Raw genomic sequence first — 15,955 nt, 5'->3', positions numbered from 1 at the left:
AACAAAGTGTACTTTCATTTTGTGGGGTAAAGCATTCCTAAAATAGAAGAATACTCTTAATAATACGCATACCAAATAAACACTATCGTTTTATTAAAAGTCAAGGAAATAGTAATGAAATCCTATATTTATACGAGTGAATATAATGTCACACATTTTATAAGGTAAAAAGGAAAGGATAGATGAATAGGAGAGTATACCTGTTTACATCTATCCTTTTTTACAACAATATGACCATATTTACTACTACAACAAGGATTTTTACCACAACAAATTTTCATATAGTTATTGAACTATTTTTTGAATAACTAAATTAATCTCTTCGTTAACTTTAATTACGAATAAATGGTCCCCTTCACCTTCAATTGGAACAACTACATCTTCATTAAAAAATTCAGCATGTTATTTACCATATCTATTAAACTAGCGGTTTTTATTTTCCCTGATTCCTTTCCATACCTAAGGTATCCAAAAGTCCACTGGATTCCCGAGGCTACCATCCACATTTGTGTCTCTGAAAAGACATTTTGTGCCACTAGACGTAACTGTAGATTCCTGAACAAGCTAAATCATGAAAATACACACAAAGATAGATTATCATCCATTACATTACTGTTTTGCTTCGTTCGAATAGAAAAACTCGGAAGAACGCCACTTGTTCGATATCCCCTCAATGTGATAAGGTGTCGTTCTGCAGCATCCACCTATTAAACGTGCACCTGCTTGGTACCATTCTTCAGATTGAATATCCAACGCGTTACATTGTTCATGATCATGCCATGTTTTTGTTTCTGGATTATAAGTTTCACCAGAGTTTGGATAAACAATAATCGGTTTTTTGGTGTTTGCCCTCAACTCTTGGATTGCACCAGTCACAACGGTTACTGGCGCACAATTGATGCCTATCGCTACAATTTGTTCACTTTTCTCAAAAGCTCGTGCACACTCCACGAGTTTCATACCTTCACTAATCTCTTTCTCATTTTTTAGCGAAAAGGAAAGCCACGCATATGTTTCTGGAAACTCACGCAATAATGTATCTAATACTCTTGCTTCTTGCAGGGAAGGGATCGTTTCAAATGCCAATAGATCTGCACCTGCTTCGATTAACGCAGACATTCTCGAACGGTGAAAGTCTGCTAATGTTTTATCTGTCACACCATAGTTGCCTACATACTCTGAACCATCTGCAAGGTAAGCCCCGTACGGCCCAACTGATGCAACAACCAATGGTTTAGGCCTATTCGTTTGCTTATTTTCCTTCCAAAAATCATCTCTTGCCCTTCTTGCAAGTAACACCGTTTTCTTAATTAATTCCAAAGCTTCCTGTTCTTGTATTCCACGCGTGGAAAACCCACTAATAGTAGCTTGATAGCTTGCTGTTATGGCACAGTCCGCTCCAGCACGAAAATAGTCTGAATGAACCTGATAAATTAGTTCCGGATTTTCTAGTAACACACTTGCCGACCAAAGGGGATCGTCCAAATTACATCCATGCGCCTCCAATTCTGTAGCTAATGCTCCGTCAAGAAGCATAATGGAATGTTGGGATAAAATATCATCAATTGGGTTGATTTTGTTCGACATAATCTACGCCCCTCTTTTTTAGATTTTTTGTTAGATAATAACTTCCATAGCAAAACAAAATAAACGGTATGCCGCAATATAAGGCAATTCTCTGTGTTGGATCGAATGCAATTCCAATACACGATGCCAGACAAAGGATAAAAGAAGCAATTGGTACTAATGGATATAGTGGTGTGCGATAAATCAAGTCCTTTTCAGAATTTCCTTCTTTCAAAAATTGTCTGCGAAATAGGAACTGGGAAGCACTAATACTCATCCAAACTACAACTACTGCTAGACCGGAAATGGAAACAAGTACGATATAGACAGTATCTGGTGCCACAATACTCGAGAGCAAAGCCAAAGCTCCACCCACCATGCTGAAAATGACGGCGTTGATTGGAACACCTTGCTTCGTCATTTTTCCAAAAATCGGGGATATCGTATTCTTATTAGCAAGCGACCAAAGCATTCTAGAAGAGGCATAAAGGCCTGAGTTTGCCGCAGATAAAATGGCTGTTAAGATAACGAAATTCATTATGTCAGCTGAATATGGCACCCCAATTCGTTCTAGTACTGCAACAAAAGGGCTCTCTAATACCCCTGCATCGGAAATAGGCAATAACGCAGATAAAACAACAATCGTTCCTACAAAAAAGATGATCAATCTCCACAGAGTAGTTCGAATGGCCTTCGGTATCATTTTTTCCGGGTTCGCTGTTTCTCCAGCTGCAATGCCTATTAATTCTGTTCCCGAAAAAGAAAAATTAACCGCAAGCATGGTCATTATAATGGCCGTAGCACCATGGGGAAATAAACCTCCACTTGTATAATTAGAAAAGAATGGTGCTGCTTTTGAATGAGTCATCGGAAGAAACCCTAGCATTGCCGCTACTCCTAAAACAATAAAAATCACAATAGCTATAACCTTTATCGATGAAAACCAAAATTCGGATTCGGCGAAAAATTTAACAGTCAGGACATTTAATACAAAGATCAAAATGGCAAAAAGAGCACTCCATACCCAAACATTAATCGATGGAAACCATCGCTTCATAAGTAATCCTGCGGCTGTAAATTCAGAACCTAAAGCAACAGTCCAAGTTAACCAATACAACCAGGCTACTGTATACCCTGTACCCGGTCCAATGTATTTAACTGCATAACTATGAAATGCGCCCGTTTCAGGCATATGTACGGAAAGCTCTCCTAAACATAGCATAACTAGATAAACCACTAGCGCACCAATCAGATAGGATAGAATTGTTCCAAATGGGCCAACTTGTTGAATAGTGTAACCTGGGCTTAAGAATAAGCCAGTTCCAATCACGCCACCAAGTGATAGCATGACTAAATGACGTGCTTGCATTTTCCTTTGAAATCCTTGCCCATTTTTGTTCTCCATTTCTACTCTCCTTTAGTTACTATCCAGAAAAAACAAAAACGCACTCTAAAAAAGAGGGCGCTACTGACAAATAAAAACGGAAGCTCTCATCTATCAGGATTTTCACCCGCTGGAATTAGCACAGTGTCTACTTAAGCAGACCTGTTGCTGAGGTTTCATAAGGCCAGTCCCTCCACCTCTCTGGATAAGAAATATTTTTTTATAACCTTATCAATCCATTCAATAACTGTAAAGATAATTCTGTTTTTTAAAAAAATTGTCTATTATAGAAATACAAAAAATAGAGTATTACTATAACTGCAACCCACTCCTTCTTGGGTATTATTTAAAAATCGAACATACAAAACCTCATTTATTTATGATACGGTTCACAAGCACTTGCTCAAAATTTGAAACCCGTCAGGGTTTATTTGATGTGCCTACTTTTATAACATCTATAAAAGATAATAAAAAAACTACGTGGAAAGACCGCATTTTGTATAAAAAATATACGTTAAGTTGATGGATGTGGGGTAGTACCCCTAAAATTTGAATTTACAATATTAATTTGTTTCTAGTCTTAAAAATGAATAACTTTAACATTATAAGGATTTTGAGATAAGTCATACGAGATATTTGTAAGCCTTAGTTGAAGTGTAAAATTAATTAAATATCTATCAATAGAATAAATCATATTGATAGATATTTAATATTGTAAATCTGCAAGTTCTTGATGTTATTTCAGTTAAAAAAACTTCAGGGACCAATCAAAAAATCAAAGTCATCGAAAAAAACTCTGGTTTCGGAGTAGTGGCTTTTATAGGGTTGGGTCAATTCGTTGCTAATATCAGTCTTGGTTTTGCAACACAAAAGACGGTAGCAATTGTATTAATGTGTGTATACTCCATGCTTTCGTTTATGTTGTTTCATTTTATTATGGAACTTCATAGGTATTATTATTTAAGGGAGCATATAGAAGATGGAGGTAGAACACATACAACCTTTTAAAGAGGTTTATTGAATTTTAAGTATTGTGGTTGCAGCCCTCTTCTAGTCAGTAAAGACTATGGAAAAGAGAAGGGGGAAACAACATCATGAATATAGAATTACATTTAGATAAAGGAAGGATAGGGAATTATACAATTTTCTAAAGAAAAATTTTTACCAAATGGTTCTATTAAAAGGTGGGACGAAGAAAATTGTGATTTATGGAAGGAAACAACTACTTATGGGTTAAAGAACCTGTAATGTATGACTATATTGGCTGTTTTTATCCAGAAGGATATATTGATCATAATTATACATTTGTATTTAATCATGATGCTATTGAAGAAATTATATTTGTAGGTTTTATAGATGAGGAAGAAGAGGCATTTGTAGGATTGCTTAATTGAATGTGATCTAGAAACAGGGAAAGTAATCAAAACGATTCATGCCATTTATAAATAAAAACGAAGTTTGCAACCAAACTTTGTTTTTTCAACGTGCAATGAATTAAAAAATTTATTTGAAATTGCATAACATTTATCCCACATTAACGGGCAGTAAGACCCCCACCTCAAAATTCAGCGAAAGCAAAGAAGTTAGGTGGGGGATGAACAAAACCCCCTACTGATTAAAGTTTCACTTTATAGGAAACTGCGATGTAATAGCAAAAGGGGAAGTAGGATTAGGTACATTCGGTTTTAAAGCAAAGCTTGGAGCTCAAAATGGGGGATACTTTGGTGAAGAGTTTGGTCTTGGAGGGGTTATTAAATTTGAAAAACCAAAGAAGGAGGAAAGCTGATATGCAAGCATTTAAAGTTGGAAAATTAGTCACATTCGTTGCAATTATAATACTTCTTGTAGTTGCTATTTTATCTCCTTACAACTTATTTAAAAAGATTTATTTTATTATTGGTGTTCTTATTATTGGCGCAATTTCACTTGGTGCAAATAAATTTTTTGAACGGGTACACAGTAAATTTAATAAGAAATGATATTACTTATGTGATAGGGTAATTCAAAATATGAATAAATCATTAAGGATTTAGAGGGGGATTTCTACAAAATGATTTTACAGAATTACGTGGAACTAAATTAGTTCATCACCATATTGGTGGTCAAGCTGTTGGTATTCCGATGCCACTACATCCTGGTTTTGGAGGGATTCATAACGCAGAAAAAGCGATTGGAGCATGAGGAAAAGATGCAGAATATGCAGAAATGCTTCAGAAGTTTATGGAACATCATAAATTAGGAGGTAAATAAAAAAATGAAAAATGAAATGAAAAATTGTTTTGATAAAATAATTAGAGAGTGGCAAGATTGTAATAATTCATTGCCAAAATCTTTATGGATAGAAGAAGCAGATGCTTTTATCTATGAAGGAGAACCAGATACAGAGGGGTACGTATTCTGGAAACCTTTAGAGAAAAATATAATTCATGATTTTTCTGATATAGAAAAAGATTTGGGGATACAATTACATAATTCAATTAAAGAATATTATAATTCTTATTGGTTTTTAGACTTAGGAGGTAATTATTTAGGTTATGATTTTGAATTAAATCCTGTTATACCAGGAATTGAATTGCATGATTTTTATGTATCTTTACAAGGATACCAAGGCGCACATGATAATCAACTGAATAATATTCCTATTGGTATGGAATGTAATGGTCTCTTGGTAGTTGTAGATAATGAAAATGGACAAGTAAAATTAGAAGATTATGAAAGCGGAAGCTTCGAAGTTATTTGTGATAGTTTAGCAGAATTAATTTTAAATATATAGTTTGGATTTATTTTTTTTAGCTGTACTTTTTGTTACCGTACTTTCTTTACTATGGAATGTAGTTGCTCATAATATTATGGATAAATTTAAAAAAAGGAGAATAAATAGCTATGAAACTTTTACCGATTGGAACAGTAGCGGGGTGGTTTAATTAATATGAAAAAAAGTATAGATTTTAATAAGAAAGCTTTTGCACATTATATGGCTCTTTATCCTGTAAATGAAATAAGAGTCCACGTAATTGGTCTTGTCCTTTTGGGGGCAGACGTGTTTGTTCTTTTGCCTGCTTTTGCGAATCCTTTTCGATTACTCTATGTATATATAGTAACTCCTCCAGTTGTTTTTTTAAATTTGTGGGCGATATGGATTGCTATCAATCCTCGGAAACGACAATTACAATACACTCTATTTCGAGGAGTATATGGCACCATATGTTCAGTCGGATTATTGGTTATAACTCAAAAATATGCTTATGAAGTGTTACAATTACAAACTCCCATCTATTTTATTCTTTCATTTGGTTTGTATGGTTTTGCTTTGTATTATTTTTATAAAAATCATATTGAAAAACTTCAGGAACCAAGAAAAAAATCAAAATCATCGAAAGGAACTGGTGGTGTAAAAGTAGCAGCTATTGCAGCGGGATTGGGGCAGTTAATTGCTAATATAATTCTTAGCATTGCAACACAACAGATGGGGGCAATTGTATTTATGTCTGCATGCACAGTGTTTTCGTTTGGTTTGTTTTATATGATTATAGAACTCCATAAGTATTATTATTTACGGAAGCATATAGAAGATGGAGGGAAAATACGCATAGGCTTTTAAAGAGGATTTGTTGCATTTCAAGTATATAATCGCATTCTTATTATGGAAGCCATTCACGAGGCTTATAGCAATAAAAGATGTATAAGTAGAAGGTCACATTCTGGTAAAACATCTGAAGGAATGGAAATTAGGTTTGTTCATATTAATGATAAGATTATAACTGTTTATCCAATGTATTAAAGAATGTGAGGTACTCAAAAATGAAAGTAACTACTCAGCCCATAGTTAAAAATGCAAGACAATTGCTAAGAAGCACTCCCCCTAAGTTTCAGATGAAATTAAATGATTGAATATTTATATTTAAATAATCGACTACTTATGCTTTAATATTTCTATGTACACAACTGGGATAATTAGGGATTTATATTTAATATGTTTTAAGAAAGGGGAATGTTTTTTTATATGGAAACTCCAGAAAATCAATTTAAACGTGCACTTAATCCTTGGTTCTCCATTTGGACAAAACCACGTGATACAATGAAAGAAATTTTTATATCCAAACCTAAGAATGTGTTTTTACTCATTTTATTAGGCTCATTCGTACAGACTTTAGATCGAGCATCTTCTAAAAATATGGCGGATTCAATACGTAGTCCATTTTCAATAATCTCAATAGTTATATTCGGTACCTTCGTTGCTTTCTTAATTTATTATTTTTTGCTACCAGCGTTATTTAATTGGGTGGCAAAAAAACTTGGTGGACAAGGTACCTTTGAAAAAACACGTTACTCAGTTGCCTATTCTTATATCCCTTACGTTTATTCTCTTATATTAGTTTGGGTGCCTTCATTTTTCTTGTTTGGGATAGAAAACTTTACGAGCGAGACACCGAAAATGGAGAGTAGCATAACTTTAACGATTCTGTTTCTTATTTTTGCCATAATTGATATAGTTATTGGAATTTGGACAATCATTATTTCCTTAAAATGTTTAGGAGAAGCACACCAATTTTCAGCATGGAAAGCATTATTAACAATAATAGTGTCCTTTATGATTATTATTCTTCCTTTGGTAATAATAGTATTTCTTATAGTAGGGGTTACAACCCTTTAATAATTTATTTGCTTCTTATTTATCCAAACGTTTTCTACTTGCTGTTAGTAAGTGTTACAGGATGAACAACCACATGATTCGGATGTTCCACTTGGCGAAGCGTATAACCTTTATGATCAAATTGATCGCCCGTTTTACGGCCTGTTTTTCTTTTAACAGGAATTTGTGAAGGCAAACTTGAAAATCAAAATATTAAACCATTAAAACCTTAGGGTAGCTGGGTAGATTGTCTTTGTTTGTCCCTTATTTTCCAATTGGAGAATAAGGGACAAATTTTTATGGAGGAGTAAATGCAGCCTTTGTTACCATTCCCGCCATTCTTCTGTTATATCTTCTTCGGATTCTAAGCCAGCTATTCGTGCTGCTGTATCGATAAATTCATAGAGATCTTCTCTTTCCATTGTTTCGATAAAATGGTCATGTTCGATATTTAGTTCATTTATTTTAATAACTACCTCTTTAACAACTTGCATTACTTCGACTTCGGTTGGATTCTCACCTAATTGCTGTAAATGGTTAATGTAAGTGTCAAGAACCTTATTTGTTGCACTTATATTTTCTTCAGTGAAAAATTCCCCATCTTCATCATACTCAACCCATGAGGCTGTTGGTTTGTTTTTTTTCAATTCATCAAATGTCATGATAACCTCCTAAAAGTGTTTTTTATCTTTAATCCCATTCTACATTTTTGATCATATATAACAATCATTTAAGAGGAGTTTCTTTTAGGTTGCTAGGCTTAAACTCATTTTGAGAGGCCACCTCTTTCAAGGTGACCTCTCGTACTGCATTATTTTGAAACCTTGGTTAGCTATTCAAACTTTGAAGTATTTACTGTTTTTAAATCAATGAGTAAGGTGCAAAATTCAAAGTATATGGTGGCACTATTTGTACTTCGTCCTGTAATCTTTGCTCATCGAATAAACCTAGAGCTATCACTCATGCCTTCAGTTGAACACCCTGATGACTGAGCCAAGATAAATTATGGATGAAGTGCCCGTGCTATCGCATCAAAATAATTCTGACTGGCACGCTGACTTACTACGGCTTCAGGCACAAATACTTCAAAGCAATGGAAGCAGCCGGGGTAGAGGTGAAATTCAACGTCTACTCCTGCTTGTGCAAGTCGTGTTACATATTCAATGGTTTCATCTCGAAATAAATCGAGTTGACCTACACATGTATAAGTTGGCGGTAGCCCGGCTAAATTTTCTGCTCTCGAAGGTACGGCATAGGGAGATAGCTCGTTGGAATCTTTCTCCTTGCCCAAGTACATACTCCAAGCCGTCAAATTGTTTGCTCTATTCCATGTTGCGTGGTCTTCTGTAATCTCATAGCTTGATGGTGCTATGTTGCGATTGTCAAGCATCGGATACAGCGGCATCTGGAATATAATAGATGGGCCTCTTTTATCCCGAGCCATTAACGCAAGCGCTGCGGTTAGTCCACCGCCTCCACTTGCACCGGCGATCGCAACTCGATTCACATCAATGCCCAGCGAGTCTGCCTCATTTGTCATCCAAACCAAGCCTGCATAACAATCTTCGATAGCCGCTGGATAAGGATGTTCGGGAGCAAGTCGATAATCGACAGACACAACAACGCATTTAGCATTCTGAACAAAGCGTTCACACAAAACATCGTCCATATCGGGGTGTCCCATTACGTATCCGCCACCGTGAATCCACAGCATAGCTGGAAGTTTATCAAGATTGTTCTCAACGGGTTCGTAAATTTTAACTAACATCTCGCCAGCAGCGCCAGGAATCATTCGCTTGGTCATGTGTACAAGCTCTGATTTTTCCAAATGTGGATTCGACAAGAGACTTCGACTCGCCTCTAAATCCCCCTCTAATTGAAAGCCTGGAAATTGTGAGAAAGCCTGTTTTAATTCTGGTAATACTCGACTGTCAATTTTCATATAAATTCCTCCAGTTAAATAATGAGACTTGATGCAATCCTTATGGAATAATTAACGGAATAGATGTGTCTCCTGTTCTCCTTCAGCTTCCCATTTGGCAATTTCCTCTCTTACACGAGGGGCAACTTCTGTTCCAAGCAATTCTATGGCACGCATGACTTGATCATGTGGCATGGTACTTAATGGTACATACATCATAAAGCGTGTAATCCCTACATGCTTACGAAGATGGATGATTTTTTCGGCGACTGTATCTGGATCACCAACATACAATGCCCCTTCAAAACTTCGTGCAGCATCAAAGCTGGAACGATCATAATAAGGCCAACCCCGCTCTTTACCAAGTTTATTCATGCCTGCCTGAGTGGACGGGAAAAATGTATCTGCTGCCAATTCCGTATTCTCTCCAACAAATCCAATCGAATGAGATCCCACCTGAAGTTTTGATACATCATGACCAGCGTGAGCCGCCGCTTTCTTATATAGCTGTACAATTCGTGCGAAGTGCATTGGGCTACCACCAATAATCGCCAGCATAAGTGGTAATCCCAGAAAACCGGCACGGATAGCAGACTCCTGATTTCCACCGCTACCAACCCATATCGGTAAAGGATTTTGAACAGGTCTTGGATACACACCTAAATTATTGATTGCTGGTCGATGTCCGCCTTCCCAAGTCACTTTTTCGGACTGACGTATTTTGAGAAGTAGGTCCAAATGTTCTTCAAACAGTTCTTCATAGTCCTTCATGTTATAGCCAAACAATGGAAAAGATTCGATAAAGGAACCACGCCCCGCCATAATCTCTGCGCGTCCATTTGAAATGCCATCCAGTGTAGAAAAATCCTGAAAAACGCGCACAGGATCAGCTGAAGAAAGTACAGTTACTGCACTCGCTAGCCGTATCTTTTTCGTTTGTGGTGCCGCCGCTGATAGAACCATCGCTGGAGAGGATGCTGCATAATCCTTCCTATGGTGCTCACCAACACCAAACACATCAAGTCCTACTTGATCAGCAAGAACGATTTCTTCAACAACTTCACGCAATCGCTGTGCGTGACTTATCACTTCACCAATATGTACATCTGGTTTCGTTTCTACAAAAGACGTAATCCCTATTTCCATTTGTCATCTCTCCTAGTTCAATTAGATTTTAAGTCAAAAAAATTAATCATTTCCTTTATAGTAGTAACGTGTTTCTCATATTGGCTAACACACGTTTATTTCATGAAATCTTAACTCGTCTGGTCATAGCCCAAAAAAGAAGAGCGAAAGTACTGACAGAGGCTCCGAGTAAGGAAACCCCTCCCCAGCCAAAGTGTGCGTATATTTGAGTCGAAGCAATTGAACCACCAGCACTGCCGATAGAATAAAACACCATATATCCAGCAGTAAGTCGACTCCGTGCTTCTGTATGCAATGGAAGGATCATGGTTTGATTCGTGACATGTATTGCCTGTACGGCCAAATCAAGTAGAACTATCCCTATCACTAATGAGATTAATGACTGCTCTATATAACTGATGAACAACCATGAAATCAATAATAGAGCTAAAGCAATACCTGTCGTTCGTTGTCCGTAACCTTGATCGGCCCATGTCCCTGCCCGTGCCGCAGCTAAGGCTCCAGCCACACCTACAAGACCGAATGCGCCAATTGCACTATGAGATAGAGCAATTGGCGGTGTACTAAGTGGCAGTACTAGTGAAGTCCACAAAATGCTGAAATCAGCAAAAATCAGCATGGCTAGAACGGAGCGAACACGTAACGTTCGTTCTTGAATAAATAAAGTAAGCACCGATCTAATCAACTCAGGGTAGGATAGCGATTTTACCTCGCGCTTAACATTGGGCAACATCTTTATAAACATAAAAACCATCAAAAGCATGAGCGCAGCAGAAAATAGATATACAGAACGCCATCCCGCAACATCTGTTAATATACCAGCAAAAGTGCGTGCGAGAAGTATGCCAATAACTATCCCACTTGTTACAATTCCAACGACACGTCCTCTTTCTGTAGGGGAAGCGATGGTCGCTGCAAACGCCACGAGAGTCTGTGTCACAACTGCAAGCAGACCCACCAAAGCCATACCTACGAAAAGTACCATGCTGGAGGAAGCAGTACCAACTATAACCAGAGCTGTTGTAGATAATAGCATCTGACCGACAATTAGACGTCGCTGGTTTAGCAAATCTCCAAGCGGTACGAGTAGCAGTAAGCCCACTCCATAAAAAATTTGTGTAACGGTAATAACAACACCAATAATGGAATGGTTAATACTAAACTCATTAGATAGTTGATCAAGCAACGGCTGTGCAAAGTAAATATTGGCAACAGACATTCCACAGGCAGTCGCAAACAATAATGCCAAAGCGTGAGACATGGATGGCTGTTGATTCAAATTAGGTTTTGTTATGGAAGATTTATGACTTATCTTAGTGTAGAGTGGATCATCTTCTATATCTGTCTCTGTTTTAAACATACCTTAACCTCCAATCACATTAGATTTTTAATCATAACATACCGTTCAGTACAATATGATTACTGGTAAATATAACTTATTCTCATTCGTGATGTCAACGATTTTTGCACTAAAGTTTATGTTACATTAAATGAATGGAGCTTGATTTGACATAAATAATGGCTAATTATATAATAATTACATACTGTTTGGTAATGAAAAATAATTGTAATTACCTACACACCTATCCTAAAACAATTAATAAAATCAAAGTTTGAGAAGGAGAATTCTTAATGGCAAGAACTCGTGAATTTGATGAAGATCAAGTTTTAGATGCAGCAATGCAGTTATTTTGGGAGAAGGGATATGAGGCTACCTCATTAAGTGATCTTACTTCTAGAATGGGCATTCAACGCCCTAGTATTTATTCGGCTTTTGGAGATAAGAAAGAATTGTTTGAAGCCGCACTTCGTAGATATACAATGTCTCGGGCATCTGATATACGAAATAGGCTTCAAAGTCACTCCTCTGTAAAAGAGTCATTTTCTATTTTCTTTGCGGATGTCGTCAATGAAGAATACGCGGGTGATCTTAGTAAAGGTTGTTTTTGTATCAATACAATGGTTGAATTAGCACCTCATGATGAGAGATTTGAAATTTTGACCAGAGAACATCAAATGTACCTCGCTGTCATTTTTCAGGAGACGATCGAACGAGGAATCCAATCAGGTGAGCTGGAAGTCAACACAGATGCAAAGTCTTTGGCACAGGCACTGATTGTAGCGTTAATCGGTCTAACGGTTATGATGAAATCTCGCCCCCAACGTTCATTTGTCGACAATGTAATAGCAGCGACGCTCACATTACTTAAGTGACATGATTGTATATGAAAGTACGAAAACTATACCTTTATAGGGGTAGCGTCACATCACCATCAAACTAAAATTTTATAGTACCCCCAGAACGAAATTTTGTGCTAACTTGAAACAAAAAAACTCATTTTTTCGTTTCGGGGTAATTCTGAATTCTTAAGTTGATGGGTATGGGGTAGTACCCCTAAAATGTGAACTCACAATATTAATTTGTATCTAGTCTTAAAAATGAATAACTTTAACATCGATAAGGATTTTGAGATAAGTCATACGAGATATTTGTAAGCCTTAGTTGAAGTGTAAAATTAATTAAATATCTATCAATAGAATAAATCATATTGATAGATATTTAATATTGTAAATCTGCTGTTATATAAATTGAGGATATCAAAGGGAATTGTTGAGAAGTCAATATTTAAGGGGAAATGAATGTAAACTAATAATAAAAAGTTTGCTTTTATATTAGAAAAGGTTAGTCCCTCACTCCACTCCAGCTAAAAACCTCACACCCAAAAACAAAGGGGAACTCAATTGTTCAAACTCATATAAAGTTTCAATCTTGTCTAAGCATCCATTAGGATATACAATGGATCATCCATTTTTCTTTACATAATCTCCAGATACAGTCCATATCAACTATAGATTCTTGTCTTATGCTAAATGTAATCAAAAAGCAAGTAGATAAAGATAATGACTAAAACATTAACTCTAGATACTTTTTTGATGAATATTACAAATAAACAGGAGGTAATGAAAGATGTTTAAAACATTATTAGCAGGAGCACTTTTAAGTACAGGATTAGTAGCGGGAGGTGCAGATGATGCGAAAATGGACAATTTAAAGTCAAATGAAAATAGTTCAAATCAAGTAATTACACAGAGTGCAGATGGAACAACGTCTTTCTCACAAAACTTTGATTTACCTAAAGATGCAGTGCCAGCAACTCCTAAAGGAAACGCAAAAACTGTTGAAAGAACAGAGGGTACAGGTTCTCAAGAAGGAAAAATGGTACCAACAAAAGAAGGTACAGATTCTCAACCTGGATTTGAAATGGGAGCCCCTGAAAAACCAGAGCATGCAAAAACTGTTGAAAGAACAGAGGGTACGGATTCTCAAGAAGGAAAAATGGTACCAGCAAAAGAAGGAAATTAAATAATATATAGTTATAACGAGGAGCATCCAAAAAGTGGTGCTCTTTTTATATTATAGGAATTAACTAGTTCTACTGAATATAGAACTGTAGGAGGAATTGAGACTAGAACGTGGGGGCCTATCTCTTCAAATCATGGTGTTTAGGGCAATAGTTTTGGTGGTAACGTTACAATACAAACATTTTATTAGAGATTTTCTAAATTTACATACACTCTAGATAGACTACATATCAACTTCAGATACTTATTTTATGATACAAGTAATCAAACAAAAGGAGGGCAATATAAAATGATTAAAACAGTATTAACAGGGCACTCTTTTATGTACAGGAGATTATTAGCAGGTGGAGCAAATGTTGAAGATGTACAGAAAGATAAGCATATTCCATATGAACAAAATGAATTGTAGCAAATTCTAGAAAAGTAGGATTCGAAGAAGTTTGAGTTATAAAAAGAAAATAGATAAATATAGTGAAATAGATAAATAAACAAGAGAAAAGTACTTTGTGTATATCACAGGTGATTTTTATTTTCATTTGGATATAGGACTTGAATCAAATTTTTATACTAAAATATATACGGCAAAAAGGAGGGAGTACATTGCACAAAATTATTTATGGAATATTAATTTTAATTTATACTTTGTATTCATTTTTTGTAAGTGACGGAAGTGAAGTAAGGTTTATTATGCTGTTAACTATAGTACTTATCTTTTCTGTGGTTTTAGAAAAAGGAAATGCAAACAAAACGACTGATTAAGGGTCGTTTTGTTTGCATTTTTTTAATTGGCTATTATAGTCCAGATGCTTTAGGGGGAGCGCCAAATTTCGTTTTTGAGACACTATTAAATTTTTAGTTGATGAAAATACGGTACAACTCCTACTAGAGAAAACACCCGCCAAAATAGAAAACTTATAACCTATTATCCTTTATTCCGTAGCTTTTAAGGTATTTAACACGACTTTGGTTGCGTCTGCAATAAGTATATCATCGTATTCAGCATCTTCTTTATCATGATTAGAAAGTATAGCAAGAACAATCGGATTTTTATTTGGTGGCCAAATAATTGCGATATCATTTCTTGTTCCGTAAGATCCCGCGCCTGTTTTATCAGCTACTTCCCATCCTTTTGGTACGCCAGCACGAATCAATTTATCTCCAGTTGTATTTCTCTTCATCCAATCTACTAATAGTTCACGTTTTTCTATTGGAAGTGCAGTTCCTAATGTAAATGATTGAAGTGTCTTAGCTATTGCTTCTGGTGTACTGGTATCATGTGTTTCTCCTGGATGCACTTCATTTAATTCAGGTTCAAATCGTTCTGAAGTAGTAACAGTATCTCCCATTTCTCTCAAGATTTTTTCAAATTCAGAGGGACCTCCTAACTGTTTAAGAATCAAATTATGTGCTGTGCTGTCACTATATCGAACAGAAGCATCTGCGAGTTCTTTTAACGTCATTCCTGTATCAACATGCTTTTCAGTAATTGGATTATAATTAGAAAGATCTTCATGAGTATACGTAATCCTTTGATCAAGAGCTTCTAATGAGTTCTTGCGTAAAAGAGCGCCCACAGCTAATGATTTAGATGTAGATGCAAACGCAAAACGATCATCTGAATGATAAGCAATAGTTTGATTCGTACCTGTGTCCAGTGCATAAATACCAAGCTTAGCATCATATTCTTTTTCAAGTTTAGCGAAAGATTGGTTACCTGTATTTTCTTGTTTAATTTGATTAGCTTGATTCGTTTGTTTAGGTGGTTCAGATTGAGTGTTACTATTGGAACATCCTATAAGTGATACACATGAAAGTAATACTACAGGCACAATCTTTTTGTAATGTAAAATGTTAAAGAACTTGTTTAAAACGAACATAAATTTTCAACCTCTTTCAAGAATATATGGATTTTGTCTAGGTATTCTAAATACCAATGCAATTA

General features: G+C 36.0%; 16 protein-coding genes, 2 pseudogenes and 1 riboswitch. Of the genes and pseudogenes, 10 read left to right on the top strand and 8 right to left on the bottom strand.

Annotated features, from left to right (window positions below):
• Positions 1 to 609: 609 nt before the first annotated feature.
• Positions 610 to 1,587, bottom strand: a complete 978-nt coding sequence (mmuM, locus tag ACUN28_RS24815; protein WP_016089109.1) for a homocysteine S-methyltransferase — start codon at positions 1,585 to 1,587, stop codon at positions 610 to 612.
• Positions 1,562 to 2,971, bottom strand: coding sequence for an S-methylmethionine permease (gene mmuP, locus ACUN28_RS24810; protein ID WP_016133752.1), 1,410 nt, complete (start codon positions 2,969 to 2,971; stop codon positions 1,562 to 1,564). Before mmuP ends, mmuM begins: the two co-directional genes overlap by 26 nt.
• A gap of 83 nt (positions 2,972 to 3,054) precedes the next feature.
• Positions 3,055 to 3,162: riboswitch (SAM riboswitch) on the bottom strand.
• A gap of 533 nt (positions 3,163 to 3,695) precedes the next feature.
• Here mmuP and ACUN28_RS24805 point away from each other — a divergent pair.
• The 7 genes and pseudogenes from ACUN28_RS24805 to ACUN28_RS24775 form a co-directional block, all read left to right on the top strand.
• Positions 3,696 to 3,958 (top strand): annotated as a pseudogene (locus ACUN28_RS24805) (hypothetical protein); the annotation flags it as partial.
• 129 nt (positions 3,959 to 4,087) lie between these two features.
• Positions 4,088 to 4,344, top strand: a pseudogene (locus tag ACUN28_RS24800) (DUF4176 domain-containing protein).
• A 393-nt stretch (positions 4,345 to 4,737) separates the two neighbouring features.
• Positions 4,738 to 4,929: a hypothetical protein gene (locus tag ACUN28_RS24795; protein ID WP_016089106.1), complete on the top strand. Its 192-nt coding sequence runs from the start codon at positions 4,738 to 4,740 to the stop codon at positions 4,927 to 4,929.
• A gap of 115 nt (positions 4,930 to 5,044) precedes the next feature.
• Positions 5,045 to 5,131 (top strand): hypothetical protein, encoded by an 87-nt coding sequence (locus ACUN28_RS24790; RefSeq protein WP_179886403.1) that lies wholly within the window; start codon positions 5,045 to 5,047, stop codon positions 5,129 to 5,131.
• Between the two features lie 73 nt (positions 5,132 to 5,204).
• Positions 5,205 to 5,723 carry a SecY-interacting protein Syd gene (locus ACUN28_RS24785; protein WP_016136553.1) on the top strand — a complete coding sequence of 173 codons (519 nt, stop codon included), beginning with the start codon at positions 5,205 to 5,207 and terminating at the stop codon, positions 5,721 to 5,723.
• Between the two features lie 156 nt (positions 5,724 to 5,879).
• Positions 5,880 to 6,551, top strand: coding sequence for a hypothetical protein (locus ACUN28_RS24780; protein ID WP_016136554.1), 672 nt, complete (start codon positions 5,880 to 5,882; stop codon positions 6,549 to 6,551).
• A gap of 402 nt (positions 6,552 to 6,953) precedes the next feature.
• A complete protein-coding gene (locus tag ACUN28_RS24775; protein WP_016089103.1) occupies positions 6,954 to 7,604 on the top strand; it encodes a Yip1 family protein in 651 nt (216 codons plus the stop codon).
• A 34-nt stretch (positions 7,605 to 7,638) separates the two neighbouring features.
• On the opposite strand, the gene ACUN28_RS24770 is transcribed toward ACUN28_RS24775, so the two are convergent.
• The 5 genes from ACUN28_RS24770 to ACUN28_RS24750 form a co-directional block, all read right to left on the bottom strand.
• The gene (locus tag ACUN28_RS24770; RefSeq protein ID WP_154214098.1) at positions 7,639 to 7,779 is read right to left on the bottom strand and encodes a hypothetical protein; all 141 of its coding nucleotides are present in this window, start codon (positions 7,777 to 7,779) and stop codon (positions 7,639 to 7,641) included.
• A gap of 127 nt (positions 7,780 to 7,906) precedes the next feature.
• Entirely contained in the window at positions 7,907 to 8,245 is a 339-nt protein-coding gene (locus ACUN28_RS24765) for a hypothetical protein (protein WP_016089102.1), read from the bottom strand.
• A gap of 341 nt (positions 8,246 to 8,586) precedes the next feature.
• Positions 8,587 to 9,525: an alpha/beta hydrolase gene (locus ACUN28_RS24760; protein WP_016089101.1), complete on the bottom strand. Its 939-nt coding sequence runs from the start codon at positions 9,523 to 9,525 to the stop codon at positions 8,587 to 8,589.
• 51 nt (positions 9,526 to 9,576) lie between these two features.
• On the bottom strand, positions 9,577 to 10,650 hold the full coding sequence (locus ACUN28_RS24755) for an LLM class flavin-dependent oxidoreductase (protein ID WP_016136555.1): 1,074 nt from the start codon (positions 10,648 to 10,650) through the stop codon (positions 9,577 to 9,579).
• A gap of 100 nt (positions 10,651 to 10,750) precedes the next feature.
• Positions 10,751 to 12,010 (bottom strand): MFS transporter, encoded by a 1,260-nt coding sequence (locus ACUN28_RS24750; RefSeq protein ID WP_016136556.1) that lies wholly within the window; start codon positions 12,008 to 12,010, stop codon positions 10,751 to 10,753.
• Between the two features lie 272 nt (positions 12,011 to 12,282).
• Between ACUN28_RS24750 and ACUN28_RS24745 the strand changes: the two genes are divergently transcribed.
• The 3 genes from ACUN28_RS24745 (at position 12,283) to ACUN28_RS24735 (ending at position 14,772) form a co-directional block, all read left to right on the top strand.
• The gene (locus ACUN28_RS24745) at positions 12,283 to 12,864 is read left to right on the top strand and encodes a TetR/AcrR family transcriptional regulator (protein WP_016089098.1); all 582 of its coding nucleotides are present in this window, start codon (positions 12,283 to 12,285) and stop codon (positions 12,862 to 12,864) included.
• A gap of 754 nt (positions 12,865 to 13,618) precedes the next feature.
• Positions 13,619 to 14,014, top strand: coding sequence for a hypothetical protein (locus tag ACUN28_RS24740; protein ID WP_000477315.1), 396 nt, complete (start codon positions 13,619 to 13,621; stop codon positions 14,012 to 14,014).
• Between the two features lie 599 nt (positions 14,015 to 14,613).
• Entirely contained in the window at positions 14,614 to 14,772 is a 159-nt protein-coding gene (locus ACUN28_RS24735) for a hypothetical protein (RefSeq protein ID WP_000548946.1), read from the top strand.
• 170 nt (positions 14,773 to 14,942) lie between these two features.
• Here the strand turns inward: ACUN28_RS24735 and blaIII are convergent, their stop codons facing one another.
• Positions 14,943 to 15,890, bottom strand: coding sequence for a class A beta-lactamase BlaIII (gene blaIII / locus ACUN28_RS24730; protein ID WP_016089096.1), 948 nt, complete (start codon positions 15,888 to 15,890; stop codon positions 14,943 to 14,945).
• Positions 15,891 to 15,955 lie beyond the last annotated feature (65 nt).

It is taken from the genome of Bacillus sp. WC2507 (assembly GCF_052656125.1).
The sequence above is the reverse complement of the archived record's forward strand: the minus strand, read 5'-3'. Positions and strand labels throughout refer to the sequence as shown.

Coding starts and splice junctions, on each gene's coding strand:
- mmuM (WP_016089109.1), bottom strand. CDS start 1,587: ATGTCGAACAAAATCAACCCAATTGATGATATTTTATCCCAACATTCC.
- mmuP (WP_016133752.1), bottom strand. CDS start 2,971: ATGGAGAACAAAAATGGGCAAGGATTTCAAAGGAAAATGCAAGCACGT.
- ACUN28_RS24795 (WP_016089106.1), top strand. CDS start 4,738: ATGCAAGCATTTAAAGTTGGAAAATTAGTCACATTCGTTGCAATTATA.
- ACUN28_RS24785 (WP_016136553.1), top strand. CDS start 5,205: ATGAAAAATGAAATGAAAAATTGTTTTGATAAAATAATTAGAGAGTGG.
- ACUN28_RS24780 (WP_016136554.1), top strand. CDS start 5,880: ATGAAAAAAAGTATAGATTTTAATAAGAAAGCTTTTGCACATTATATG.
- ACUN28_RS24775 (WP_016089103.1), top strand. CDS start 6,954: ATGGAAACTCCAGAAAATCAATTTAAACGTGCACTTAATCCTTGGTTC.
- ACUN28_RS24765 (WP_016089102.1), bottom strand. CDS start 8,245: ATGACATTTGATGAATTGAAAAAAAACAAACCAACAGCCTCATGGGTT.
- ACUN28_RS24760 (WP_016089101.1), bottom strand. CDS start 9,525: ATGAAAATTGACAGTCGAGTATTACCAGAATTAAAACAGGCTTTCTCA.
- ACUN28_RS24755 (WP_016136555.1), bottom strand. CDS start 10,650: ATGGAAATAGGGATTACGTCTTTTGTAGAAACGAAACCAGATGTACAT.
- ACUN28_RS24750 (WP_016136556.1), bottom strand. CDS start 12,010: ATGTTTAAAACAGAGACAGATATAGAAGATGATCCACTCTACACTAAG.
- ACUN28_RS24745 (WP_016089098.1), top strand. CDS start 12,283: ATGGCAAGAACTCGTGAATTTGATGAAGATCAAGTTTTAGATGCAGCA.
- ACUN28_RS24740 (WP_000477315.1), top strand. CDS start 13,619: ATGTTTAAAACATTATTAGCAGGAGCACTTTTAAGTACAGGATTAGTA.
- blaIII (WP_016089096.1), bottom strand. CDS start 15,890: ATGTTCGTTTTAAACAAGTTCTTTAACATTTTACATTACAAAAAGATT.